General features: G+C 35.8%; 22 protein-coding genes. 3 read left to right on the forward strand and 19 right to left on the reverse strand.

Annotation, left to right across the window (positions count from 1 at the left end; translation table 11 throughout):
• On the reverse strand, nt 1–2085 hold the full coding sequence (locus AC4PID_RS05625) for a BglG family transcription antiterminator (RefSeq protein ID WP_492134588.1): 2085 nt from the start codon (nt 2083–2085) through the stop codon (nt 1–3).
• 195 nt (nt 2086–2280) lie between these two features.
• Nucleotides 2281–3666, reverse strand: coding sequence for a PTS mannitol transporter subunit IIBC (locus AC4PID_RS05630; RefSeq protein ID WP_492134589.1), 1386 nt, complete (start codon nt 3664–3666; stop codon nt 2281–2283).
• Nucleotides 3667–3949: 283 nt separating this feature from the next.
• On the opposite strand from AC4PID_RS05630, the gene AC4PID_RS05635 reads away from it, so the two are divergent.
• Both AC4PID_RS05635 and AC4PID_RS05640 read left to right on the forward strand, forming a co-directional pair.
• The gene (locus AC4PID_RS05635; protein WP_492134590.1) at nt 3950–5953 is read left to right on the forward strand and encodes a methyl-accepting chemotaxis protein; all 2004 of its coding nucleotides are present in this window, start codon (nt 3950–3952) and stop codon (nt 5951–5953) included.
• Between the two features lie 177 nt (nt 5954–6130).
• On the forward strand, nt 6131–7624 hold the full coding sequence (locus tag AC4PID_RS05640) for a hypothetical protein (RefSeq protein ID WP_492134591.1): 1494 nt from the start codon (nt 6131–6133) through the stop codon (nt 7622–7624).
• Here the strand turns inward: AC4PID_RS05640 and rsgA are convergent.
• From rsgA to AC4PID_RS05710, 14 genes are all read right to left on the reverse strand, one after another.
• Complete coding sequence (gene rsgA / locus AC4PID_RS05645; RefSeq protein WP_492134592.1) at nt 7621–8796, reverse strand: ribosome small subunit-dependent GTPase A; 1176 nt, start codon at nt 8794–8796, stop codon at nt 7621–7623. The genes AC4PID_RS05640 and rsgA overlap by 4 nt on opposite strands.
• A gap of 320 nt (nt 8797–9116) precedes the next feature.
• Nucleotides 9117–9851 (reverse strand): GTP pyrophosphokinase, encoded by a 735-nt coding sequence (locus tag AC4PID_RS05650; RefSeq protein WP_492134593.1) that lies wholly within the window; start codon nt 9849–9851, stop codon nt 9117–9119.
• An 11-nt stretch (nt 9852–9862) separates the two neighbouring features.
• Complete coding sequence (locus AC4PID_RS05655; RefSeq protein ID WP_492134594.1) at nt 9863–10903, reverse strand: GGDEF domain-containing protein; 1041 nt, start codon at nt 10901–10903, stop codon at nt 9863–9865.
• 17 nt (nt 10904–10920) lie between these two features.
• Nucleotides 10921–12942, reverse strand: a complete 2022-nt coding sequence (locus tag AC4PID_RS05660; RefSeq protein ID WP_492134595.1) for an EAL domain-containing protein — start codon at nt 12940–12942, stop codon at nt 10921–10923.
• Between the two features lie 259 nt (nt 12943–13201).
• Complete coding sequence (rlmD, locus tag AC4PID_RS05665; RefSeq protein WP_492134596.1) at nt 13202–14572, reverse strand: 23S rRNA (uracil(1939)-C(5))-methyltransferase RlmD; 1371 nt, start codon at nt 14570–14572, stop codon at nt 13202–13204.
• Between the two features lie 25 nt (nt 14573–14597).
• The gene (locus AC4PID_RS05670) at nt 14598–15254 is read right to left on the reverse strand and encodes an HAD family hydrolase (RefSeq protein WP_492134597.1); all 657 of its coding nucleotides are present in this window, start codon (nt 15252–15254) and stop codon (nt 14598–14600) included.
• A gap of 6 nt (nt 15255–15260) precedes the next feature.
• On the reverse strand, nt 15261–15674 hold the full coding sequence (locus AC4PID_RS05675; RefSeq protein ID WP_492134598.1) for a thioesterase family protein: 414 nt from the start codon (nt 15672–15674) through the stop codon (nt 15261–15263).
• 12 nt (nt 15675–15686) lie between these two features.
• Nucleotides 15687–16232, reverse strand: coding sequence for a DUF6648 family protein (locus AC4PID_RS05680; RefSeq protein ID WP_492134599.1), 546 nt, complete (start codon nt 16230–16232; stop codon nt 15687–15689).
• A gap of 12 nt (nt 16233–16244) precedes the next feature.
• Complete coding sequence (locus AC4PID_RS05685) at nt 16245–16934, reverse strand: metallophosphoesterase (RefSeq protein ID WP_492134600.1); 690 nt, start codon at nt 16932–16934, stop codon at nt 16245–16247.
• 31 nt (nt 16935–16965) lie between these two features.
• On the reverse strand, nt 16966–17679 hold the full coding sequence (locus AC4PID_RS05690) for a tRNA 2-thiocytidine biosynthesis TtcA family protein (protein WP_492134601.1): 714 nt from the start codon (nt 17677–17679) through the stop codon (nt 16966–16968).
• Nucleotides 17676–18497, reverse strand: coding sequence for a GTP pyrophosphokinase (locus AC4PID_RS05695; RefSeq protein WP_492134602.1), 822 nt, complete (start codon nt 18495–18497; stop codon nt 17676–17678). Before AC4PID_RS05695 ends, AC4PID_RS05690 begins: the two co-directional genes overlap by 4 nt.
• Before the next feature lies 1 nt (nt 18498).
• Nucleotides 18499–19431 (reverse strand): tRNA modification radical SAM protein MnmL/YtqA, encoded by a 933-nt coding sequence (gene mnmL / locus AC4PID_RS05700; RefSeq protein ID WP_492134603.1) that lies wholly within the window; start codon nt 19429–19431, stop codon nt 18499–18501.
• A 202-nt stretch (nt 19432–19633) separates the two neighbouring features.
• The gene (locus AC4PID_RS05705) at nt 19634–21355 is read right to left on the reverse strand and encodes a 5'-nucleotidase C-terminal domain-containing protein (protein ID WP_492134604.1); all 1722 of its coding nucleotides are present in this window, start codon (nt 21353–21355) and stop codon (nt 19634–19636) included.
• A gap of 263 nt (nt 21356–21618) precedes the next feature.
• Nucleotides 21619–22041, reverse strand: a complete 423-nt coding sequence (locus AC4PID_RS05710; protein WP_492134605.1) for a universal stress protein — start codon at nt 22039–22041, stop codon at nt 21619–21621.
• A gap of 175 nt (nt 22042–22216) precedes the next feature.
• On the opposite strand from AC4PID_RS05710, the gene AC4PID_RS05715 reads away from it, so the two are divergent.
• Nucleotides 22217–22465: a hypothetical protein gene (locus AC4PID_RS05715; protein WP_492134606.1), complete on the forward strand. Its 249-nt coding sequence runs from the start codon at nt 22217–22219 to the stop codon at nt 22463–22465.
• Between the two features lie 76 nt (nt 22466–22541).
• Here the strand turns inward: AC4PID_RS05715 and AC4PID_RS05720 are convergent, their stop codons facing one another.
• The 3 genes from AC4PID_RS05720 to AC4PID_RS05730 form a co-directional block, all read right to left on the reverse strand.
• A complete protein-coding gene (locus AC4PID_RS05720; protein WP_492134607.1) occupies nt 22542–22949 on the reverse strand; it encodes a hypothetical protein in 408 nt (135 codons plus the stop codon).
• A 107-nt stretch (nt 22950–23056) separates the two neighbouring features.
• Nucleotides 23057–24091, reverse strand: a complete 1035-nt coding sequence (gene rlmN, locus AC4PID_RS05725) for a dual-specificity RNA methyltransferase RlmN (protein ID WP_492134608.1) — start codon at nt 24089–24091, stop codon at nt 23057–23059.
• Between the two features lie 59 nt (nt 24092–24150).
• Nucleotides 24151–24489, reverse strand: coding sequence for a PilZ domain-containing protein (locus tag AC4PID_RS05730; RefSeq protein WP_492134609.1), 339 nt, complete (start codon nt 24487–24489; stop codon nt 24151–24153).
• Nucleotides 24490–24503 lie beyond the last annotated feature (14 nt).

The following is a 24503-nucleotide window of genomic DNA, read 5'->3' on the forward strand; positions in this document are numbered from 1 at the left end:
TTAGAGTCCTCCCGTCTTTAGTTGTCTATTGAGCCATTTGTGCATGATCCCCTTGATGTGGCCCAATAAAAGTTTTTCATCTGCATCTGAGATCATTTGAATCATTAAATTGTCTTCCACTAGCGCTTTACTTAATAAACTCATTACTTCAAGTTGTACTTTTGACGCATTTTCCGGAATGAGCATAACAACCGCTTTATCAACCAATTCATTTCGTCTAAATGCTTGCATGGTAATTGGTTTTGCCAAACGCCATACGGAAAAAGTCATTTCTTTAATCACTTCTGATTTGCCATGAATTAAAGCAATACCTTCACCTTGAAGTACAGTACTTCCTAGCTTTTCTCTTTCTTGTAAAACACTGATGATTTGTTTTTTATGCTTACTATCAGTTGCATTTGCATCAGCTATTTGCTTTAAAAGCTGCTCACTATTTTTTGCTTTTATATCCCTAAACAGCTTTAGATTCCGTTCAATGGTAATGACACTTTCTGTTAGTGCATGAATGCGCTTAACGGATTCGGATTCATCCTGTTTTTCTCTTTCGAGCTGGCTTTTATAAGGTCTAACGTTATTGCTTAAAATACTGACAACCTGTTTTATGCGTTCAATATCTTCTGTCATAAGCAGTGGATTTACCTGTATAGATGGCAATTCACTCGCATCAAGCGCTATGGTTGTAATCAGAAGCTCTAACTGATGTTCAGAGATGCGATTGTAAATCACATCTTCCTTTGAAAACTGTCCAACGACTTCTAATCTTGGGAAGAGCTTTACAAGTCTGGAATACAAGAGACTTGAAGTCCCAATACCACTTGAACACACAACCCCTGTCCTAATTTTTTTCTCGATGCCTTGGAGCTTCAAATATCTTTCTACGGCTGCACCAAAATGCATCGCAATATAACCCACTTCCTCATTTGGCACTTCCACATCAAATTGCTTTGCAATTAACTTACCTGTTTCAGATGACATCTTAAATATTTCAGGATACATCTCCATGATTTTTTCAAGAAGTGGATTTCTAATATCAAGGGTTAATTTCATCCTTGTGACTGCAGGTCTAAGATGGCTAACGAGGCCAATCAGAAGTTTTTCATCCTCTTTGAGATCGTAACCACTTAACTCCTTAAATTTTTGAATCATAGCAGAGCTAAGTCTACTAAGCTCAAAATTAGATATAATCAGATCTTGATGATCAATCAGAGCCCCCGTTCTCAACTTGGAGCCTTTAAGGTGCATCGTGATATAACCAAGCTCATCCTCTGGAAACTTGATGTCAAACTCCTTTTCAATATCAACACCAATGTTGCGGGCGATGTCAAATTGTGAATCCGATCTAAGATTATCCAAAATATCACCATTCATAATGATGCTTTCGCCTCTTAAAATCCTTTGAACTGCAATGGATAAATGAATCATTAAGCCCATGTAGGATTGATCGGTTAAACGATTAGCGATATAGGTCTCATACTTTGATAAGATTTTACTCACTTTCAAACTGATTTCTTTATCCATGACGTTTTCAACGAAGCCACTTGTATTGCTAATCATAGCCACAAGATCTTGATGTTCATAGTTTTGATATAAAAAGTCGACGATGGCTTTTCTAAAATCGATCTCTTTCCCTTTAACGAAAACACCAAAACCCGGCTTGCGAACGAGTGTAATTGATCGTTCTTTGAACCAAGGCTCAATCTTGTCCATATCGTAAGAAATGGTTGCTTCTGAAACGCCTAATAAATTTGAGAAGTAATAAAATTTTCTAGGTTCTCGACTTCTTAGAAGCTCCATAATGATTTGATTGAGTCTTTCCTCTTGTGAAAAATGAGTCCCTTTAAACTTGTTTGCATAATTTTGAATTTGTTCTCTTTGCTTTGCATCTGCCACAACCTTTAAGCCGAGCTTTGATTTTTTTGTAAGCTCAATACCAAAGTCTTTTGCAAACGCTTCTATATCGTCCATGTCTCTAAATATTGTCCGTTTGCTTATATTCATTTCGTCCGCCAACTGGGCGATTGAGAGATAATCACTCTTTTCGAGAAGCATCTCGATGATTTCTACAACTCTCTTTGAATACTCCACTTGTTACCCCCATCTTTTGAGACACTGTTTATCATTAAAATATTCTGACAACGGTTCTATTATTATTATACGCTCTTTTTATAATAGATACATCAAAAGATAGGTAGAGCATGTCACAACTTATGAGTGACAAAATTGAATAACACTGTAAATAGAGAGAGACAGTGAGCTTCACTCACTGTCTCTTAACTGGACTTATTTTAAACGATTGACTAATTCATCATAAACTGGGTTGCCAACAAATTGATCGATTGCGATTAACTCAGCATTTCCAGCTTTTGTTCTTGCACGTTCAGCTAAGCTTTCATGTGTAATAACGATATCTGCATCTGATGGAATTTCATCTAATGAAGTATTGACTACGATAATATCAAGACCTGCTGCTTTTACTTTTTTCTTAAGTGTTGTCGCTCCCATTGCACTAGATCCCATACCAGCATCACAAGCAACTACTATTTTTCTTACAGAACCTTTAGTAGCAGAAATTTGTTGTGTTTTGCCTTTTGATTCTGCTTTCATGCTACCCACTTGAGTTTGTGCTGCAAGATATGCTTCTTCTTTAACTTCACTTCTCTTTAAGAAGAATGCTGCAACAACAAACGATACTGCTGTCGCGACTGCAACCCCAGCAAGAACTGGAAGCAAACCACCTTTTGGTGCCATCATTATAAGTGCCATAATACTTCCTGGAGATGGTGTAGCAACTAAACCAGCACCAAGTAAGTTAAATGTGAACACACCACTCATACCACCAGCGATTACTGCAAGTACAAGGATTGGTTTCATTAATACATATGGGAAATAGATTTCATGGATCCCACCAAAGAAGTGGATAATGATTGAGCTTGGTGCAGATTCTTTAATCATACCTTTTGAGAAGAACCAGTAAGCTAAAAGAATACCAAGACCAGGACCTGGGTTTGTTTCAAGTAAGAAGAAGATTGATTTTCCGTGTTCAGCAACTTCTTGGATTCCTAAAGGTCCTAATACACCATGGTTCATCGCGTTATTTAAGAATAAGATTTTACCTGGTTCAATAAAGAGTGATGCAAATGGTAATAAGTTAGCGTTAACGATTGCTTCAACGCCACCTTTTAAAACGTTATTGAGTGCTAATACAACTGGTCCAATACCTACAACTGCTAAAAGTGCTAATAACATACCAATAATACCAGCTGAGAAGTTCGCAACTAACATTTCAAAACCAGCAGCGATTTTACCTTCGACTGCATCGTCCCATTTTTTAATAACGAAACCGCCGAGAGGTCCCATGATCATCGCGCCGATAAACATCGGAATATCTGAACCTGCGATAACACCCATTGCCGCAACCGCACCAACGACACCACCTCTAACACCACCGATTAATTTACCGCCTGTATATGCGATCAATAATGGTAACATGTAAATGATCATAGGTCCAACAAGTGTCGCTAATTTTTCATTTGGCAACCAACCTGTAGGAATAAAGAATGCTGTGATAATACCCCAAGCGATAAATGCACCAATATTTGGCAATACCATACCACTTAGAAAACGTCCAAATCTTTGGACATTATTTTTTACAGAAGTTTTTTCCATTGTGTCCCCCTTATTCATTTTCAATCATTATTCGTTTTCAAACATTTATAACTGGCCTGTTACAATTGCATTATATTTTTAGGGATTAAAATTTACAAACAAAAGACCACCAAAATTGACACAATCTTATCGTGACATTTTTTAAAAACAAGTATTTTCAGTTGCTTGTACGACTTTGAAAACAAAAATAAATGTAATAAAACTTACATTTAGTTAATATTTTTTGTGTCCAATTAGGACTAATGTGCTATAATAAGACATCATAAACACAAGGGGGATGCACATGAAAATTAGAGCAAGAATCGTCCTTTTCACTAGTATCATTATCATTATTGCAATTGGCTTTCAGGCATTATTTAGTATTTACTCAACCAATTCATCCTTAGAAAACATCGTAGAACGTCAGTTAGCTGATCAAATCAAAAACATCACAAACGAACTCCACACTGCAAAAGATGTTATACAGATAACGAAAGATGCTATGAATGATAAGAACGCAGTCATCGCTCAAGCGATAGCAGAAATGATTGTTTACAATCAAACCTGGCTAAAAACATATAATATGGATAAGCTTGCGGATCAACTAAGAATTGAGGAAATACGGGTAACAGATGTCAATGGCGTCGTAGAGTATGGTAATGATGAAAAGATATTTGGCAATAAAATTTCAGATGATCCTTCTATGTCAACCTTTAGCCCGCTTATCGGTCAAAGAGATCAATGGGTGGCACTTGAGCCCGCTCCAAGAGAAAAAGACGGTAAGATGTATCAGTTTGTCGCAGTTTCTAGACGAGATGTGCCAGGAGTCGTCATCATCGGATTTATCCCTACTACACTAATTGACTTACTTGAAAATTTGGATATTCAAAAGAGAATTGAAGGATTGGTTATAGGAGATAGTGGTTTTGGTACAATTGTTGATGAAAATGGCTTTATTATCGCAAGTAATGATCCTACCTTGGTCGGTACAGCAGCATCTGAGCTTCCTTGGCTCTCAAAAGCACTTTCAAATTCATCAGTTAACTCAACTTATAACATAGATGGTAATGACTACTTCACCTATAAAGAGTCTGTTGATATGTTTACAATCGTTGTAACTTATCCAAAATCAGTCGTTACAGAAATTATACTAAAAAGTTTATTGAACAATGGCATTGTCGTTGTGATTTCAGTTCTTTTACTTGTATTTGTGATTTCTAGTATGGTTAAAAAATATGTTACAAAACCTTTAAAACGTGTAGAAACAGCGATGATTGAAGTTGGTTCTGGAAACTTTAGAACCTCTGTTGGTTATACTTCTAAAGATGAGATTGGCTCATTGTCAGCTAAGTTTGATACCATGACTGCAAATGTTAGACATTTGATTTCTGAAGTCACAACAAGTATCAATAATCTGGCGAACTCTTCTGAAACCATTTCTGGTAATGTTGATGGTTTAAGTGCCACAACTCAGGAAGTGACAAAAGCAATCGAAGAAATCACATATGGCGCGACCGATCTTGCCTCTAGTGTTAGTGATCGACTTCATACTGGTCATCAATTAGGTGATAGCGTCAATGTCATCTATGATAAATTACAAAATGCAAAAACAGTTACAACCGATATGGTATCAACTAACCAGATTGGGCGTTCAAAAATAAATGCGCTTAAAGCGGTCTTCCAAGAAACTGTAGACAGTACTGAAAATGTTTCATCTCAGGTTCAAGCTTTAAGTGTCAGCTCACAAACAATAGAAACAATTGTCGGTACGATTAAGGGAATTTCAAATCAAACCAACCTTTTAGCACTCAATGCTTCTATAGAGGCTGCCCGTGCTGGTGAAGCTGGAAGAGGATTCTCTGTAGTTGCAGAAGAAATTCGTAAACTGGCAGAACAATCATCAGCTTCTGCTGAAGAAATCAATGCCATTATTGATGAAATCGTCAAAATCGTCAATACGACAAACGACACTGTTTTATCTACAATACGTTCGGTCGATCGCGCAAAATCAAATATTGATGAAACCGTAACTGTCTTTCAAAATATTGACGGAAGTGTTTCAAAGGTTGAATCCATTATTGATGCCTTTATTGATGAAGCTCAAACCATTGAAGGACTTAAGAATGAACTAATAGAATCTCTAGAATCTATGGCTGCAATCAGCGAAGAATCTGCAGCCTCAACAGAAGAGATTAACGCATCAACCGAAGAGCAGCTTTCGCGTGTTTCTGAAATCGTTCAAGCAATTGAACACTTAAACGAAGATGTTGCTAATCTATCCGTTGAAATGACCAAGTTTAAGGCTTAATATTATTTCTTTCATTGCACTTCGCTTCAACAGTCATTTTAGAATCCTTCATTCACATCAAAATACAATGAATTCAATTAACATTAAAGGACATACTTCAATAGAAGCATGTCCTTTGTTAATTTTTATTAATATTTGTTTGCTGCTGTGATATACTCAATCCATGGAGGGATAAGTATGAGATTTAATGAGAAATTTGATCTTTTGATGAATTTATTAAATATCCCAAACAACAAAATGGCCAAGTTCATGTCCGTCGACCCATCTCTAATTAGTCGATGGCGTTCTGGAGAGCGCGATCCACTTAAGAACGATGCCTATGTAGAAATGATTGCCGAATATATCATGCAACATGCTACAGATAGACAATGTCTTTTCGAACTCTTATCTGTTAACCCCAATAGTGATGGCTCAAATCTATATGAGCAAATTTTAAACTGGTTAAAAAGCGATTATATAAACGTCTCTAGTATAGCAACTAAATTTTTATCTCAGATTCAAAACTATAAAAATTATGAGCTACCCTTTAATAAGGAACTACTAGACGAAATGCCTGTTGGTGACCGTTTAAAAGTAGAAGTTTATCACGGTCGTGAGGGTAAGCGAAAAGGAGTGATTCGCTTCTTAAGCTCAGTCATTCTTTCAGGTAAACTCACCGAATTATTACTTTATAGTGATGAACCTATGGATTGGTTAATGGAAGACCCCCAATTTACTCAAAAGTGGGCTTTAATGCTAGCTGAGCTAATGCGAATTGGACATAAAATAAAGATCATCCACACCGTTGATCGAGATGCCAACGAACAAATTGTCGCCATTGAAAGATGGTTGCCACTCTATCTGTCGGGACAAATTGAGCCTTATTACTACCCTAGTTATCAAGAAGCCTTATTTAAAAAGACTTTGTTTATAGCACCTGGAATCGCAGCATTAACATCAAGTGCAATTGCAGGGACAGAATCTATGGAACAGATCTTTTATCACGATACTAAAATGATACAGACCTTAACAGAAGAATTTAATACGTACCTTAAAGTCTGTCGCCCACTCATGAAAATCTATAACGAAAGAAATCTTCAGCAGTTTCACGAGCTCTTATTAGAATTTGAAGGCCAAGAAGGCGACTTAGTGACGATAGGACAAGGACTGCCTTTCGCTACTTTGTCTTATGAGGATTATTGTCAGGTTATTAACACTGGTACCATGAGTGATGAATTGAAAGCCTACTATATCCATTATTATGAAAAACGTCATAGTCTGTTTAACTTACATCTAAAAAGTAGCAAGCGTAACGACTGGATCAATCAAAGTTTTTTAAGTGAGCCTAGCTGCATTGACGTCGACACTTATATCCCTGGACCTAATTTTCTGAAATCTTCGTACGTGAATCGTCAATTATCAGTAGTTGAACGCTTGTTAAAAGAAAATAAGCACTATCATCTTAAATTTTGTTCCAACGATATTCCAAATAACATCTATCTCGCATTTAAGAAAAATACAGGGGTGTTAATCTATAAAACTGACTCCCCCCATATTGTCTTTGCAATCAATCACCCTTTGATGCTGAATGCATTTGAATCTTTTATTGATGAAATCACCTTAGAGAACTCAAGTGATAACAAACATACATTGGAAAAAATTCATCAAATTATCGAACAGCAGAAATTTTAGTAATCCTCTACAGAAACTCTTTTTTGTCTAGGCAAATGTTTTTGACTTTTACGATCTAAGGACTTGATTTTCAAGTTCTTTTTTCTGTCCAAAAAACGAAGTTCTTTCTGAAGTTTTTTCCAGCTATCCCATCTGTGTTGATCTAACTCTCCTTTTAGAAGGGCTGATCTCACTGCACACCCAGGTTCATTTTGATGTGTACAGTCATGGAATCGACATGCTTTTACCAACCGTTCAACCTCGCCAAACATTTTTTCCATACCTTCATCCGACTCCCACAATGAAAGCGTTCTCATTCCGGGCGTGTCCATAAGAATCCCCCCGTTTTCCATTAAGACCAACTCTCTATGTGTGGTTGTGTGTCGGCCTTTACTATCATCTTCTCTGATGTCCTGTGTTTTTAATACATGTCTACCACAGAGCGTGTTAATCAACGTAGATTTACCCACACCTGAAGATCCCATTACAGCAACTGTTTTACCTTCTTCTATATATCGATCGAGCTCTTTAATGCCTTCACCGGTAAAGCTACTAACCGCAATAACATCCACACCAGGCGCCACTTCATAAACGGTCATCAGTTTATCCATTACATTCTCACACAAGTCAAGCTTAGTTAATACGATCACCGGATTTGCGCCACTATCCCATGCAGCTACAAGATATCGTTCTAGACGTCTCATGTTAAAATCATGGTTTAGTGACTGAATGATGAATACCGTGTCCACATTGGTCGCAACAATTTGTTCCTTTACTTCTTTACCTGCTGCTGCACGTGAGAACTTTGTCGCTCTTTTAAGAACTGTCTTAACACTCCCTTCATCAGAATCGTTTGTAAACCCTGCTATGATCCAATCCCCCGTCGCTAATTGCTGATCAAAAACATGGGATCTTTGTGGTCTGGCAACCGTACGTTCGCCATTTTCTGTCATAACTTTCACCTTTTGTCCAAAGTCCGAAACGACCCTAGCTGGTACATAAATTTCCTTTGAATCACTATTTTGTGCTTCTATTGTTCTAATATTTGAATCGTATTGATCTTTAAAAAAATCATTGAATCCATATTGTTTTAAATTCACTCTATCACAACCTTTCTGATCTCTTAAACTACTTATATGAGTTGTCGCACTTATACATTCTGTTTCAAATTGCTTATTTGATTCTAATTGCATCTAATTTTCTCCTTTTCAAATTGCCATATTTTTCCTTCTTCCGGGCATAAAAATACCGCAGACGACCATCCGCGGATTTTAGATACAAAAAAACACGCCATAAGACGTGTTGTATTAACGCGATCAGATTGCTCGAAAGAAATGCACAGCGCAAAAGCACTGGCCAATATCCAGTTAGTTTTCCATTACCTCTATTCTGATTTCTAACATTTGACATCTCTCCTTTCGGGTTAGTGACTTACTTTAGATTATAGGGATGTAAAAAATAATTGTCAACCCCATTTCACCCTAACCTAAATTTCATTTTTATTACAAGCAAGTTAATCTTCAATTTTAAGTGATGGTACTTGAAGATTTGGCAATGCTTCTTTAAAATAATTACTTTCTTCTCTATAAAAATTATTATCTGATTGAAGCCTTGGATGTTTCTCCTCAAATTCGTTAATCACCTGTTTGAGCATATACATGCGATCATCCAAACTTGTAATCAGCTCTGCACATTCTTTCAATTCTGCTTGTATCACCTTGGGTGCCTTTTCACGGTATTTGTAATAAATTTTATGTTCAATACTCGCCCAAAAGTCCATGGCTATGGTTCTAAATTGAATTTCTACTCTTGTGGGCACCACACCTGACGATAAATAAACTGGATACTCAACGTGAACGTGCAAGCTCTTATAGCCATTTTCCTTAGGATATTTAATATAATCCTTTACTTCCACAATTTTAAAATCAGACTGTCTTGATAACAGTTCTAAAACATTATATATATCTGCAGTAAATGCACAGATTATTCGAATCCCAGCGATATCAAAAATATTAGACTTTGCATTTTCAATAGTAGGTTCAAGCCCAATTCTTACAAGTTTCTCTTTAATGCTCTTTGGTTTCTTAACACGATAGCGAATGTGCTCTATAGGATTATAGTCATGAATGGTTCTAAACTCTTCATCAAGGATTGTCAGCTTTGTACGGATCTCATCAACAGCGAATTGGTGTACAAGTAATAAGTCTCTCCAGGGTTTCATTTCATCTGTTAAAAGTGCTTCATACATGTCTTGGCCTCCTAATGATTCTTACTGATCTCATGATGCTTCAGTTCAGCTTTATTACGGTATAGATGGTCATCCGCTTGCTGAATAACTTCTTCGATGGTCCTACCTTCACTCTTAGCTATACCATACCCTACTGATAAGTGAACACTTTCGTACTTCTTTACGGTCTCATAAAACATTTCATCAATTCTGTTTTTTATACTTTCAATACCTTCATAGTCCGTATCTGGTAAGATGAGCATAAACTCATCACCTCCATAGCGCACTGGCAAATCATTTTTTCGACACGTTTTATTTAAAATAGTGCCAAAGTTTTTCAACACTTCATCACCTGCATTGTGTCCAAAATTATCATTAACCTTTTTAAAATTGTTCAAATCCATCATTAATACTAGAAAATCCTTTGAACCTTTATTGAGTGCGTAATAGCGCTCTAACTCATGGAACATATGTCGTCTATTAAATATACCTGTGAGCTGATCCGTAATAGATAGCTCATAGATTCTTTTATGCTCCGATTTAAAAAAGTTATTTACAAGTAACATTAATGCAAAAATAATGATGCTAACCACTGTAAAATTAATGGATAAGTCTATACCTCTAACTGTCAAATCCGAATATACATTGTACTGTTCCGGATGTTTGGGTTCATAATTTAAAAAATATATTATCTCAAGATACGATATTATCGGAAAGATGTAATCGATATTCCTACTTGTAAGAACGATGCCCACAAAGAATATAAGCACAGCATAAAAGGCCATCGCACTGTATGAGCCTGGTGAAGACAACCAAGCCATAGGCAGATAGATCACACATAAAAATATTGAATAGCTGTACTTGATCTGATTAATAAACTTATTTTTCAAAACCATCACATAACAAAATATAGCTACAAAGCTCCCAAATAATGGCAAAATAACATTCAGAATCGGTCTACTATTAAATACATTAATTCCTGCTACAAGAAAAAAGGAAATAATACTTACCATTAAAATCATTCGTAGCACTCTTTGCCTTAAAAAAGCCATCGGATTACTATTCTCAATCATAAGCAGCCTCTTTCCATTTATTTACTCATTAACTCTAGCGCTTTAGCTTCAGGAACTGGTCTAGAAAGATAGTAGCCTTGTCCATAGTCACATCCCAAAAAGATTAAACGATTTGCCTGAGATAGTTCTTCTATACCTTCGGCATTTGTTTTTAACCCTAGTTTCTTGGAAAGCTGAATGATTTGCTCGACAATCAACTGATCCTTACCACCTCTTGAAAGCTGGTCAATATAGGCTTTATCTATCTTCAATGTGTCAAACGGAATTTTTCTTAAATAATTCAACGATGAAAAGCGTGTACCGAAATCATCGAGAGCAATTTTAAACCCAATTCTCTTTAGCTCATTAATTGAATTTAATGAGACCTCAAAATTTTCAATTAATGAATGCTCCGTAATTTCAAACTCGATAATATTAGGATTGACCTCATATTTATCAACCAATTGACTCACAAGTGGAATCAACTGTGATGAAGTCAGAGATTTAGTTGATAAGTTAATTGAAATGCTTATACCTATCTCTTTTAAATAAGCCTTACTGAACTTAAAAGCATTTTCCACTACCCATTGATCAATTTCAATGATTTGACCTGTTTTCTCTGCAACATCTATTAAGTCACCTGTCGAAATGGATTGAGTCTGATCCTGCCAACGCAGTAAAGCCTCAAACCCGACAATTTTTTGATCCTCTAAGCGGAAAATAGGTTGATAAAACAACTCAAAAGTATTTGCAATTAGCGTTCTGTTGATAGTGCTTTCTATGGAAATTAGTCTTTCTACTTCTGACTGAAATGCTTTTTCATAATAGCAGCACTGCTGCTTTCCAGATTCCTTAGCTTTGTAGAGCGCCATTTCAGCATTTTTAAGTAACTCTATGTGGCTGAAACCATCTTTGGGGAATTGTGTTACACCGATACTGATAGATGGAAAGTATTCAAAATCTGACATTACCCATTTCTTTTTTGTCAGTTTCATTATATTGGTAATTGCTTCTTTAATCTCAGTTTCATCATCTGATTGAGCAACAAGTATGAACTCATCCCCCGACCAGCGATAACAACTGATTTCAGGCATAGCCTCATCAATCGATTTTGCATAATTTTTTAGGAATGCGTCTCCTTGGGCATGACCTAAAACTTCATTGATATTTTTAAAGTTATCAAAATCAAGATAAAGCAACGTAAAGTTCTGTCTTGATTCTATTAGCTGATTAATCTCAGTTTCAAAAACCGTTTTATTACTCAAGCCAGTCAGCTTGTCCTTAAAAGCTAGGTCATAAATCATCTTTTCTTTTTCTTTTTCTCTTGTCATATCTAAACCAAAAGAGATGACAACTTCTTCATTCAATTCTGGATGATTCATAATTGCATTCGACCAAAGAAAAGTAAGGCATTTTCCTTCGTTGGTACAAAGCTCAGATTCAAATTTATTGTCTAAAGGATATTTTCTGAGGTTGGTAATTAAACTTTCAAGATTGAAATCTTTCTTGTCAAAGACTATTTCAGAAATACTTTTCCCCATAATCTCATGTGCTTTAGTTTGTGTGATCTCTGTGTAAAAAGGGTTCACTTCCACTATTTCACCAGAAAGACGCCAAGCGATAACACTCGTATTGGTATTCGAGTAAAAACCTTCAATAAAGAGCTTGTGGTTTTCAACTTCTTTCATCGCATTTTGCAGTGATTCATAGTTTTCTTTTAGCTCTTCCTCTACTGCGATCATTTCTTCAGAAAAGCTGACCAAATCTTGATTTTTTTCAGTAAGAGATTTTGATAATTGAAAAATCTTTCGATTGTCCATCCTTATCAAGATATACAATAACCCACCAGTTAAAAACACATAAAATGAACCTTTAATCGATTGAATCAATGTATACATTTGATAATCTCTAACCAGTTTTGCTAAAATCGTATCTGAAAATTTAATCCACGCAAAGCCTAGCACCATGTATATTAATATCGTCTTCCAAGGGTTGTTTTTTATAGTCGCTATTGTCTCAGGTTTTGTGTTTTCATATTCATAAAACCGTTTATTATCCATATTTTTTCCTTCCATTCTGAACGATATCTCTCTTATACCCGATATAGGATAAAAGTACCATAGTATTATTATAGTTCATCTATGATGAAATAACAATTTAACAACTATATTAATATTATATTCATAGATTAAAATAAAATTTTCTGACTTCGATTATTATAACTTTACCACAACCGAGATTTTGGCTAAATAAAAAACTCAGACAAATCTGAGTTTCAATAGTACCATAGAATTTAATTATACAATTAATAAGCTATCCTCATTTTATCTTCTTAAGCTGTGTCACACATTCAACGCCACCTGTCCAAGGGAACATGTCAACAAGCGTAATTTCATCGGTTTCATAACCCAGTTTTCTAAATACGATCAGGTCATCTAATAGCGTTGACGGATTACAGGATACATAAACGATGCTTGGGATATTATAACCAGCAATTGCAGTCGTCGTTTTCTCACCCATACCACTTCTCGGGGGATCTACAACGATGACATCGGGCTTTTCAGTTATAGTTTGAAGCTTTTCAAATACGTCACCACAAATGAAATTACAATTTGTGAGTCCATTAAGCTTTGCGTTTTCTTTTGCAGCATCAACTGCATCTTGTACCCATTCGATACCAATCACTTGACTGGCTTTTTGCGCCATAATCTGTCCAATCGTCCCCGTACCGCTAAATAGGTCAAAACAAACTTTATCAGATAGATCATCAACTAGATCCATCGCCGTTTGATAAAGAATTTCCGCACCTCGTGTATTGGTTTGAAAGAATGAATAAAGCGTAATTTTAAACGTTAAATCAAACAGTTTTTCTGTTATAAAGTCATCACCAAATAGAATCTTTATATCTCCAGCTACGACATCACTAAGTCCATCGTTTTGAACATATAGCACACTTTTCAAAGTGCCCTTAAGTGGTAGCTCTTGTATCATACTTAGAAATCCAGTCGCATCAAAAGGATTGCCTTCAGCATCTTGTGGACCTGTAGTAGCAGATAACGCCACCATAATTTCACCAGTTCCTTTGGATTTTCTAACAACAAGATGTCTTAAAAAGCCTTCGTTACTTCTTTTATTGTACTTAATGAGCTTATTTTCAGTTGCATATGCTAAAATCCCATTTAAAAGTGTCCTATAGTCCTCATCTACAAGATGACAGTGAGGCACATTTACCACATCATGATGGTGCCCTTTCTTATGCATGCCTAAGGTTAAAGGTCCATCCTTAAATTCATCTCCAAAAGAAAACTCCATCTTATTTCGATATTCAAAAATCTCAGGACTACCAATAATTTTATCAATTTTTATCTCAAGTCCAGCATCGTCAAACAAATGCTTTACCATTTCACGTTTTATCGAAAGCTGCCCATCGTAGTCAAGGGTTTGTAGCATACAACCACCACAGCTTCCAAAGTGCTCGCAAAAAGATGCCTTTTCTCTTTCGGATCTCTCGATTACCTCAAGTGGTCGCGCTTCAATTTTATTGGATCTCTTTTTACTGATTCTCGCTTTTAAAGTTTGTCCAGTAAGTGCACCTTTTATACGTATTGATTCCCCTTCAAAAGTTCCAATCCCAACATTCGGATATTTCATCTTCTCAATTTTAATTTCAATTTCTTGCCCTTTTTTCACACGAACTCCTAACCTATTCCTTTTATTAAGCGCTGAAAAGCTCTTTAAAGCTCAAAATATAATGATCTGCATCCGCCTCAATTGACTCTCGATACGGTGCTGATAAATCATCATAAACAGCGATGACTTTCATACCTGCGTTTTTAGCTGCTAATACACCTGCATGGGTGTCTTCAAATACCAGACACTGTTCAGGTGTCACACCTAAATCCTCTGCTACTTTTAAGAAGATATCTGGACTTGGCTTACCTTTAGCCACTTCACAGGAAGTTCGCATTGATTCAAAATAAGTGTGAATCGCATGTGCACGTGTTACTTCTTCTAAGAGTTCTCTAGAGTTACTTGTACCTATCCCCAATTTGATTTGATGTTTACTTGCGTATTCAATCAGCTGCTTCGCATATTCCTTTAAAGGAATTCTAGATCCATAAAAAATCTTAGCCATCTCATTCCATTCATCTTGAATACTTTCTAAGGGTTCTTTAAGCCCAAAACGCGAAATAAAGTAGTTTGCAGTTTCAGTAAAACTCATTCCCTCAATTTCCTTTTGAAGGTCATCTGGTAATGCAATTCCCCTCTTTTCAAGAAAATCGATGTCGATTTGTTTCCAAATCCACATCGAATCCACTAACGTTCCATCTAAGTCAAAAATAATCGCTTTTATGTCTTTCAAAACTTGCATAATTTCTTATTTGCCTGCCCTTTCTCTATCTTGTGCTCTTTTAACTAATATTTTATGATCTACAATACTACGTGTGTGTTGTCCTGACCCGATTGGACCAAACTCATCATACGCGTTCATTTCAAGTGTATATCTGTTATCGATGATCTTGACGATCTTCACCTCAATCGTTATAGTTGCGCCAACGAGTGTAGGCTTGAAATGATCGACTTCGAAATGATGTCCCACTGAGACATATCCTTCTGGTAGTGCACCATCAATTAATTGAGTACTTGCCTCAATCATCAATGCAACGAGTCTTGGTGTTGCGAACAAATCTTGAATTTTTCCACTTCCGTAATGCAACGCTGCGTCATCAACAGTCACTTTTTTTTGGATTGTCAAAGACATACCTTGTTCAAGTGCTTTTTTTAGTTCCATACAGTCGCCTCCTTAGTAGATTTTTGTGTTTACATATGTCGCTATCACCGATGCTATTGGTTCTTCAGAGAAACAACCCATCTCTTTTAGCTTATACAAAATTTTACGGTCTTTAGAATGTAATACCACTTTTTCATAACGATTAAACCGTATTTCAAAAATCTGTCCCATTAAGGATCGTGAATTCATTAATATAAAATACGCTTCAACACCTTCGTAATTGACGGTTTCGAGCATATTTAATGTGATTTTATCTTTTTTGATATATAAATCAAAAGCTTCATCGCGAAGTCGTCTAGAACGATAAGCATCTTTAAACTCAATTGCATCCGATTCGAGCATTTTTTTCTTCGCCATTGTATTAAAATAATGGTACTTTATGATACCGTCTTCAACGGTGGTGACTTTAACACCACATGGGTTAAAGGTGCTCATCAAAGCATAATTTTCATTAATGAAGCCTTCTTTATCGAGTACGCCTGTTTCTAATAGTTCAATTAACTCAATTCTTTTCTTGAAGTAGTCCTCCGTAGACTCACATCTCAAATTATTTTCCAAAATAACGCCTTTCTAATCTAAAAGCTTTAATAGCTTAAAATCTAAATAATCACATGATGTTAGATAATAATTGACACCATGATATTCCCCTTTTAATGCATTTCTAAAATTCCCTTTTCCATGAACATGACCATAGATAACATGTTCAATCCCATATCGTTCAAAAATTTCTGTAAATCCAGAAGGCGATTTGTGCTCGTTAGTAGGTGGAAAATGTAAAACACCTATAATTTTACTAAACCCATTTTTAATGGCTTCCTTGATTGAAAGTTCTAATCGAATTAACTCGCGTTTATAAACCCGCTCATCTTCTTCTGAAAAATTATCGCCGGGACAAATCCAACCTCTAGTACCACAAATTGCATAATCATCATAAATACCATAAGTATTGTGTACAAAATTAATGCTCTTAAAAACGGGATCCATTTTAGTTTTAGAGACCCACCAATAATCATGATTGCCCTTAAAAACTATCTTTTTGCCAGGTAGAGCCTCTATCCAATTTAGATCCTCAAAGGCGCCGTTAAAGCTGATCGCCCACGATATATCACCTGGGATGATAACTGTATCTTCTTGTGTCACTTTATCAAGCCAGTCTTCTTTTATCTTATCAAAGTGCTTATCCCAGTGAGCGCCAAACACTTCCATTGGCTTATCACCACCAAAACTCAGATGCAAATCTCCGATAATATATAATGCCATGTTGTACCTTTCTATCTATACTTAATTCAATTTATAACAATCTGTTAAAATCAACATTGCCAAGCGCCTGTATCACTCTATCTGAAAACTCTGGTGTTGTCAATTCAATTTGCTGAATCAATGACTCTGCACGACTTCTAAGTCTTTCTTTCGCAAATTCACATGTATCAGACATCAATGGAAACCCTAATAAATCAATTGATTTTATAATACTCTTTTCATCTACGAATATAAGCGGCCTTATCATAGTAACACCTTCCTCAGTGTCAGATATCGGTGCCATGGTCGCAATTTTTCCATGCTGTATCATGTTCATCATAAAGGTTTCAACCAAATCATCTTTCGTATGACCTAAAGCGATTTTATTGAATCCATTCTCAAGTGCATAGCGTTTAACAATCCCTTTTCTAAGTCTCGAACAGGTGTAGCAGGGTGCAAATTCTTTTCCATGGGATAACGCTACCGCATAATGCTCTTCATGGATTTCGTGCATCATATCATTTTCGACGCAATGATTATGATACTTATCAAGATTGCCAATTAATCCATGATCGATGGTTAAACCTACCACCTCAAAGTCTTTATAACCAATCTTCTTTAGTTGATTCAATGCGTAAAACAGAATTGTACTATCTTTGCCACCAGAAACAGCGATCAACACTTTGTCTCCATCAGAGATCATATCATAGGTTTCAATCGCTTCTCTAATGCGTTTTAGATACAAATTATGCATCCAACGCTTCATATTAATTTGCCTTTCTCAAAATGATTATACCTAGGCATACTCATTTTTATCTCCGTCAATAATAGTTCAAACTCAAACATATTGTCATTGTTCTTAATGTTGTCAAATCGCTGTTGAAAATCAAGTGCCTCTATCTCTTTGCCCTGAGTAAACAAGAGCTGAATATTTGTAATGATTTCTCTAATGGTGTTGGATTTTTCTTCAAACATCAACTGTGCGTTAATAATTTCTCTACTAATTTCCATCATTTCTTCATCGAGTCTTGTCGCTGCAAGTGCAGAATTTTTGAGTCTTTCGATGATGTCTTCAGGAATATGAGACTTGTATTTGTAATTTAACGAGTGTTCAATCGTCGCCCAGAAATTCATCGCCAAAGTTCTTATTTGAAGCTCTGCAAGTATTTCTTTAGTCCCAAGAGCAGTTTGTACAGGATACTTTATAATGATATGATAGCTCTTATATCCACTTTCTTTTGGATTGCGAATGTAGTCTTTCTCATATAATACGGAAAAATCTTTCCCACTTCTTTCTCTTATTAAATGTACCACTTCATATATGTCATCAATAAACTGGCACATAATTCTAATCCCAGCGATGTCCTCCATCTGTTCCTCAAGATGCTCCATTGGAATGCTTCTACGTTCAGCTTTTTCTATGACACTTGATATTTTCTTTACTCTTCCCATTACAAATTCAATTGGAGAATACTCATTTAACTCACGGTATTGATTACGGATGGATTTAAATTTTACTTTTAACTCTTCAACTGCTTGTTCATAAGGAATCAGCAACGTTTTCCAGTCTCTTATTGCGTTCATACTATTCCTCCTGGCGTTCAAATTGAGATTTATATAAGTCGCCCTGACGGTAGCCATGACGCATCATTTTTTCCTCTAACTCGTTTTGTAGCTTTCGCCAACTCATCTCCCAGTTGCAAAACAAGGTAATCTCCTCTGGTGCTCTACCAAATAGTCGCTGTACCACTACTGTAGGCTTTAATAATCTGAGGAAATGAACCACTCTGTCTATGTATGCATCTGGGGTAATCATGTCAAAGGCATCCTGTTCATACCAATCTCCAAGAACAGTACCTTTTACTATATATAACGAATGTATTTTTACTGAATCTACATTTAATACGTTAATCAGCTTAGCCGCTTCATAGAAATCTCTTTCAGTATCCCATGGCAAATTGCCGATTAAATGTGTACAGACTGAGAAACCATACGATTTAATTTTTAAAACAGCTTCTACATATTCAGCAAGACCATGGCCTCTATTAATAATCTCAAGTGTATTGATGTTAATAGATTGTAAGCCTAGTTCAATTTCAATTAATAGTCCAAAACGTTTCTCGACCTCTTTTAAAAACTCTAAATAAGGATCCGACAAACAATCCGGTCTTGTAGAAACACTGATTCCAACTATGTCTTCTTCGCAAGCATCAAGTATGTACTGCTTAAAAACTTCAAGTGCCATATAGGTGTTGGTATAATTCTGAAAATAAGCGATAAATTTGCTTGCTTTATACTTTGGCATAATGACGGCTTTATTCTTTGAAAGTTGCTCACTAACACTGAGCGTTTCTGATTGCGCCTCAAAACCAGTTCCTTCGGCAGCACAAAAAATACACCCGCCAACACCAATGCTACCATCTCTATTGGGACAAGTGATGGGTAGGTTAACCGGTAATTTATATACCTTCTCTCCAAATTTTTCAATTAATGCTTCACTGTATTTTCTATACAACATTGAAATCTCCATAAATCATTCTCTTAACACTTTATTTTATCATAATAGGGCAAATATGTATACAAAGTCTAGGGACCTATAAATGCGTCTTTATGAGACTTTCACACAGAAAAACCTGCTTTCTGAATCGCGTTTATCACTCGAGAAAGCAGGTTTTAAAGATAAATTTAATTAAAACATCATAATTCCATAACAACCAAAATTAGTTAGCAGGAATCATAATTACGTCACCTGGGAAAATAAGATTTGGATTAGCAAGTTGATTATACTCAGCCAAAGCTTCCCAAGTTGTATTGTACATTTCTGCAATTTTCCATAGAACATCACCAGAAACAACTGTATAAGTCATTTCTTCAGTTGGTGTAGGCTCAACAGGAGTTGGTTCTGATGGTGTAACAACTGGTTCTTCTGTCGCATTTGGATCATAAAGATTTACTCTACCTTCAACTTGGACAGTTGCAGGATCAACGACTTCAAGATATTTAATTAACGCTTCATCTAACGCCGCGTATTCACCAGTTTGTGCTGAAGCACCTAAAGAAGTGTATTCGTCACCACCAGCTGCCATGAAGTCATTTGTAGCTACAGAATAGTATTTATCAGGATCTAATGGCATGCCATTAAATGTAACACTTGTAACTCTTTCCATTGCTGGTTTTTCAGGATCAAAAGTAAAGCTAATACCAGCTACGTGAGGGAAAGCTCCTTTTGCTGCTGGATAATCAGTTACGCCATTTTCCAAAGCTTTAATAATATCTGAACCTTTAACATCAAGCGTAATAATATAGTTACCAAAAGGTAAAACAGTAATGACATCACCCTTTGTTATATCGCCTTCTTGGATTGAATCTCTAATACCACCACCATTAGTGATCGCAATTTGTGCACCGGTTTCATAAAGCATAGCGTTAGTGATAATATTACCTAAATTCGTTTCACCCGTTCTAACGAGTTCACGAGTTCCTTCAAGTTTAACACTTGTTTCGCCAACTTTTACTTGTGTGATTAAATCATTAGCTGCTTGAACGTCTGCAATTACTTCAAGCACAGCTGGATCTTCTGCAACATCTGCAGCTTCAGCAGCAGTAATCAATTTAGCAGAGCTTGCAACTACTTTACCACCTGTAACTGTTAAATCTACTACACCAAGATTAGCGTCGTATGATCCAGTTTGAACTAGTAAAGTATCATTGATCATTTCGCCATTTGGCTTAGTTGTATGAGAGTGACCATCGACAAATAAATCAATACCATCAACCGCTTCAATCACTTTTTTAGAAGTATACACTGAACCTTCATCTTCTCCTAAGTGACCAATACAAATCAATACATCTACATGATCTCTTAATGTATCAACCATTTCTTGTGCGCGTTCAATTGGATTTTCAAAAGTTAAACCTTCAACGTTTTTTGGATGTGTTTTGAAAGCAGTTTCTGGAGTTGTTAATCCAAAAATACCAACTTTCACGCCATCAACTTCTTTGATTATAAATCCAGGTAAGAAGTGAGTGCCTTCATCTGTCTCGATATTAGCTGAAATAATTGGGAAATCGAGCATTCCTTTTAATTCTAACAAACGATCTTTTCCATAGTTAAAATCGTGATTACCAGGAACCATCACGTCATAGCCCATTGCGTTCATAACTCTTGTGATTGATTCACCTTGATTTAAGGTTGCAATGGTTTGACCATGGAAAGTATCACCTGCATCTACTAGAAGTAGATTCGGATTATCTTCTCGGAGTTCGGCTACCTTAGTTGCAATTTTGGCAAAGCCCATAATGCTGCTACTAGATTGAATACGTGCGTGTGTATCATTGGTGTGTACAATGGTTAAGTGAACCGTGTCATCTGCAGCCATTGATACGGTCGACAATGAGAAAATCATCATCATAACCATGAAAATACTGAGTACCTTTTTCATCGAAAGCCTCCCTTGTTTTAATGTACAGATTTTTTTATCTGTCTCACCTCAATATTATAACCACATAGACATATTTTCAAACCTTTTTAACGAATTTGTAACTTATTTATAAACAAAAATTTACAAGCCCAAGTGTTTTCGTAAAAACACGCCTTTTTTTCTTATTTCAGCAATTTTAAAGCAAAGAATTTTTAAGGAAGACTGATTTGAATACTAAAAAAAATAGAACTCCAACCGCAGTTAAAGTTCTACTATAAATACATTTATAAGGCAACTAATGGCGTTGCTTCCTCTTCAAAATTAAGTGGTACGATATAAAATTTCACCTTTTTTGTCATTTGCTCTTGAAGCCTATTAATCATATTCTGTTGTTCATCGCCTTCAAAGGATTCACCCATAATAATATCTGTGATCTTATTTTTATCTGCAAACTGCGATAAGGTTTTTTCAATATCCTTTGCTTTTAGTACAGTCAGTGCTGCGTCTTTGCTTTTTGATGCTTCAAACAAATAATCTAAAGCGTCCTTTTCCTCAAGCTGTCCAAAATACTTCCAATTTTCCTTAACAACATGAATTACGTGGAGCTCATCTGCATCGTTGGTTCTTAATGTAACCCCAAAATCAATCAATCTTTCACATGATTTCTGCTGGGTCACACAGACCATAATTTTCTTATTGTGCTTCATTTTTAGATCTCCTTCCAGATTGCTCTGCGCTCAATCTCATTATAACAAAACTACCCTTAAAAAGATTTAAATAATTCGATACAAATCGTAAACTTTATATAAATATGACGTTTAGTGCTGATATTCTTACAGGTTTCATGTATAATATGTATGAACTTTAACGCAGGAGGGCAATATGCATCGCTATACTAAAATAATCGGCCTTACAGGATATATATACGTCAAAGAATTTGAAAAAATCAAACATCACAAAAACAAAATCAGAGAACTTCGTGAAGAGACAGTTGCAAAGGTTTTCAAAGAGGACGATGCTGAGATATGCGTCTTTTTCGAAGAAACTGGTGAAGAAATTTTTATTGATGCTTTTACTGATAATGAAACGATCAAAAAATATCTTGGTAAGAAATTTCTTAAAAACTTATAAGCTAGCGTTTAAAAACCCATGCAAAAGCATGGGTTTTTTTAAATTATATAAATTTATATTCTATTTAACTAAAATTCTAATTCAAAAATCTGTGAAGTTTTTCTGGGAGATCCGTTTCATGGTTCAGTGTTATGACGAAGTCTATGTTGAACGCAGTAGAAATATCATCGATCTTACTGAACCAACTCGTTAGTTCAGCCTCAGTCATTTGAACAGCATTCATGATACCATCAATAAATATCTTTTCTATATCATAGTTATTGGAGATTAACCCGCATACAAATCCTAAGAATTCACATGAATCTTTCACTGGGAATTCGCTTAGATTAATAAATCTAATATCGTGATGCAAATCATACATCGCACGGTTGTCGTCGTCGATAAAAATCATATTACCCTTTGATGCAAGCAATTCATCATTTGCCTTTTTAACGATTTCTTTTGATTTACCAGAACCTTTTTTTCCTGCAATTAAAGTAACCATTTTAATCTCCTCCTTCGTAATTAAACACTTAATGTATTATTCTCTGTACATGATGCAATCTCCTTCAAAACAATAAAAATATTTTCGCCATAAACATTCGTGTTTTACTACAGGTTCGCTTCTAACTTGCTGTTGCGAAGCTGTCCACACGCAGCGTTTATATCTGAACCGAGCTCACGTCGTACAGTGGTATTAATCTTATATTTATCCACTAATTGCGACTTAAATCCATTAATTCGATTATTTTGAGTCGGTTTGTAACCTTTTTCTTTAACCGCATTTACAGGAATCAAATTTACATGAACTAATTTTCCTTTTAAAAGCTTACCGAGTTGCTCTGCATGACTGATTGTATCATTGATACCGTCGATGAGTGCATACTCAAAGGTAACTCTTCTTCCCGTTTTTTCGATATAATAATCCACGGCTTTTAACAGCTCTGTAATACCATATTTCTTGGTAATTGGCATAATCTCAATTCTTTCAGTCTCAAAAGGATTGTGAAGTGAAATTGCCAATGTGATTCCCAAATGCTCATCCGCAAGCTTATAAATTTCCGGTACTAGGCCACACGTAGAAACTGTTATACTACGAACAGAAATATTTAAACCTTCAGGATCCGTAACTCGTTTTAAAAATTTCACTGTTTCCTCATAATTATCGAGAGGTTCACCGCTACCCATCAGTACGATATTATCAATTCGCTTACCAGTAAGGTTTTGTAGGGCATATATTTGACCAAGATATTCACCTACCGTCAAATTTCTGACGATGCCGCCAAGAGTAGAAGCGCAGAATGAACATCCCATTTTACAGCCAACTTGTGTGGATATACAGGCACTGTGACCATGTTTATAGGTCATAAAAACAGATTCAACTAGATTGCCATCTGAAAGTGCCCCAAGTGCTTTAATGGTGCCGTCGCTTGAGACCAGCTGATCCACAATCTTATAATTATCAATTGTAAAATCGCGTTTTAATTTCTCAATTAAATTTTTGGGTAAATTGCTCATCTGATCAAAGTTAGATACACCTTTTTGCATCACCCATTCAAAAACTTGTTTGCCTCTAAAAGCCTTTTCACCAATAGCTTCAAGCGCTTCAATCACTTGGCTTTTAGTCATATTTCTTAAATCTTTCATTTTCTTTTCCCGTCTAAAAAACTGGCATAAGACACGTCTCAGCCAGTTTAATTTATAAATTAGTTTTCTTGTTCGTATTCATCGATATACAGTGATAAAATATCTGCAAGTCCAACAAACTCACAGCCATAGCTGTAGCCTTCTTCAATTTCTTGCATCCTCATAATGCGAAGTACACTGTAAAACTGTTTGCCACTTCCTAAATCAATTTTAGCATTAAAATAATAATTCAATGGAAGATGTTCTTGAGTATTAAAACCAATACCACCTTTTGAAATATCAATAATTTCTATAGGAAATTCTTTATTACCTATAATCGTCTCATCTTGATTGTAGACTTGATCGATATTGATTACAGCATTATAAGTCATTCTGTGCGAACGCCTTCTCTCTCTCATAAACGCCTCCTTAA

It is taken from the genome of Fusibacter sp. QWL-12, from assembly GCF_058683495.1.

What these genes read in the sequence shown, in the direction of transcription:
- AC4PID_RS05630 (WP_492134589.1), bottom strand. Translation starts at nt 3,666, where the DNA reads ATGGAAAAAACTTCTGTAAAAAATAATGTCCAAAGATTTGGACGTTTT.
- AC4PID_RS05635 (WP_492134590.1), top strand. Translation starts at nt 3,950, where the DNA reads ATGAAAATTAGAGCAAGAATCGTCCTTTTCACTAGTATCATTATCATT.
- AC4PID_RS05640 (WP_492134591.1), top strand. Translation starts at nt 6,131, where the DNA reads ATGAGATTTAATGAGAAATTTGATCTTTTGATGAATTTATTAAATATC.
- rsgA (WP_492134592.1), bottom strand. Translation starts at nt 8,796, where the DNA reads ATGCAATTAGAATCAAATAAGCAATTTGAAACAGAATGTATAAGTGCG.
- AC4PID_RS05650 (WP_492134593.1), bottom strand. Translation starts at nt 9,851, where the DNA reads ATGTATGAAGCACTTTTAACAGATGAAATGAAACCCTGGAGAGACTTA.
- AC4PID_RS05655 (WP_492134594.1), bottom strand. Translation starts at nt 10,903, where the DNA reads ATGATTGAGAATAGTAATCCGATGGCTTTTTTAAGGCAAAGAGTGCTA.
- AC4PID_RS05660 (WP_492134595.1), bottom strand. Translation starts at nt 12,942, where the DNA reads ATGGATAATAAACGGTTTTATGAATATGAAAACACAAAACCTGAGACA.
- AC4PID_RS05670 (WP_492134597.1), bottom strand. Translation starts at nt 15,254, where the DNA reads ATGCAAGTTTTGAAAGACATAAAAGCGATTATTTTTGACTTAGATGGA.
- AC4PID_RS05675 (WP_492134598.1), bottom strand. Translation starts at nt 15,674, where the DNA reads ATGGAACTAAAAAAAGCACTTGAACAAGGTATGTCTTTGACAATCCAA.
- AC4PID_RS05685 (WP_492134600.1), bottom strand. Translation starts at nt 16,934, where the DNA reads ATGGCATTATATATTATCGGAGATTTGCATCTGAGTTTTGGTGGTGAT.
- AC4PID_RS05690 (WP_492134601.1), bottom strand. Translation starts at nt 17,679, where the DNA reads ATGAAGCGTTGGATGCATAATTTGTATCTAAAACGCATTAGAGAAGCG.
- AC4PID_RS05695 (WP_492134602.1), bottom strand. Translation starts at nt 18,497, where the DNA reads ATGAACGCAATAAGAGACTGGAAAACGTTGCTGATTCCTTATGAACAA.
- mnmL (WP_492134603.1), bottom strand. Translation starts at nt 19,431, where the DNA reads ATGTTGTATAGAAAATACAGTGAAGCATTAATTGAAAAATTTGGAGAG.
- AC4PID_RS05705 (WP_492134604.1), bottom strand. Translation starts at nt 21,355, where the DNA reads ATGAAAAAGGTACTCAGTATTTTCATGGTTATGATGATGATTTTCTCA.
- AC4PID_RS05710 (WP_492134605.1), bottom strand. Translation starts at nt 22,041, where the DNA reads ATGAAGCACAATAAGAAAATTATGGTCTGTGTGACCCAGCAGAAATCA.
- AC4PID_RS05715 (WP_492134606.1), top strand. Translation starts at nt 22,217, where the DNA reads ATGCATCGCTATACTAAAATAATCGGCCTTACAGGATATATATACGTC.
- AC4PID_RS05720 (WP_492134607.1), bottom strand. Translation starts at nt 22,949, where the DNA reads ATGGTTACTTTAATTGCAGGAAAAAAAGGTTCTGGTAAATCAAAAGAA.
- rlmN (WP_492134608.1), bottom strand. Translation starts at nt 24,091, where the DNA reads ATGAAAGATTTAAGAAATATGACTAAAAGCCAAGTGATTGAAGCGCTT.
- AC4PID_RS05730 (WP_492134609.1), bottom strand. Translation starts at nt 24,489, where the DNA reads ATGAGAGAGAGAAGGCGTTCGCACAGAATGACTTATAATGCTGTAATC.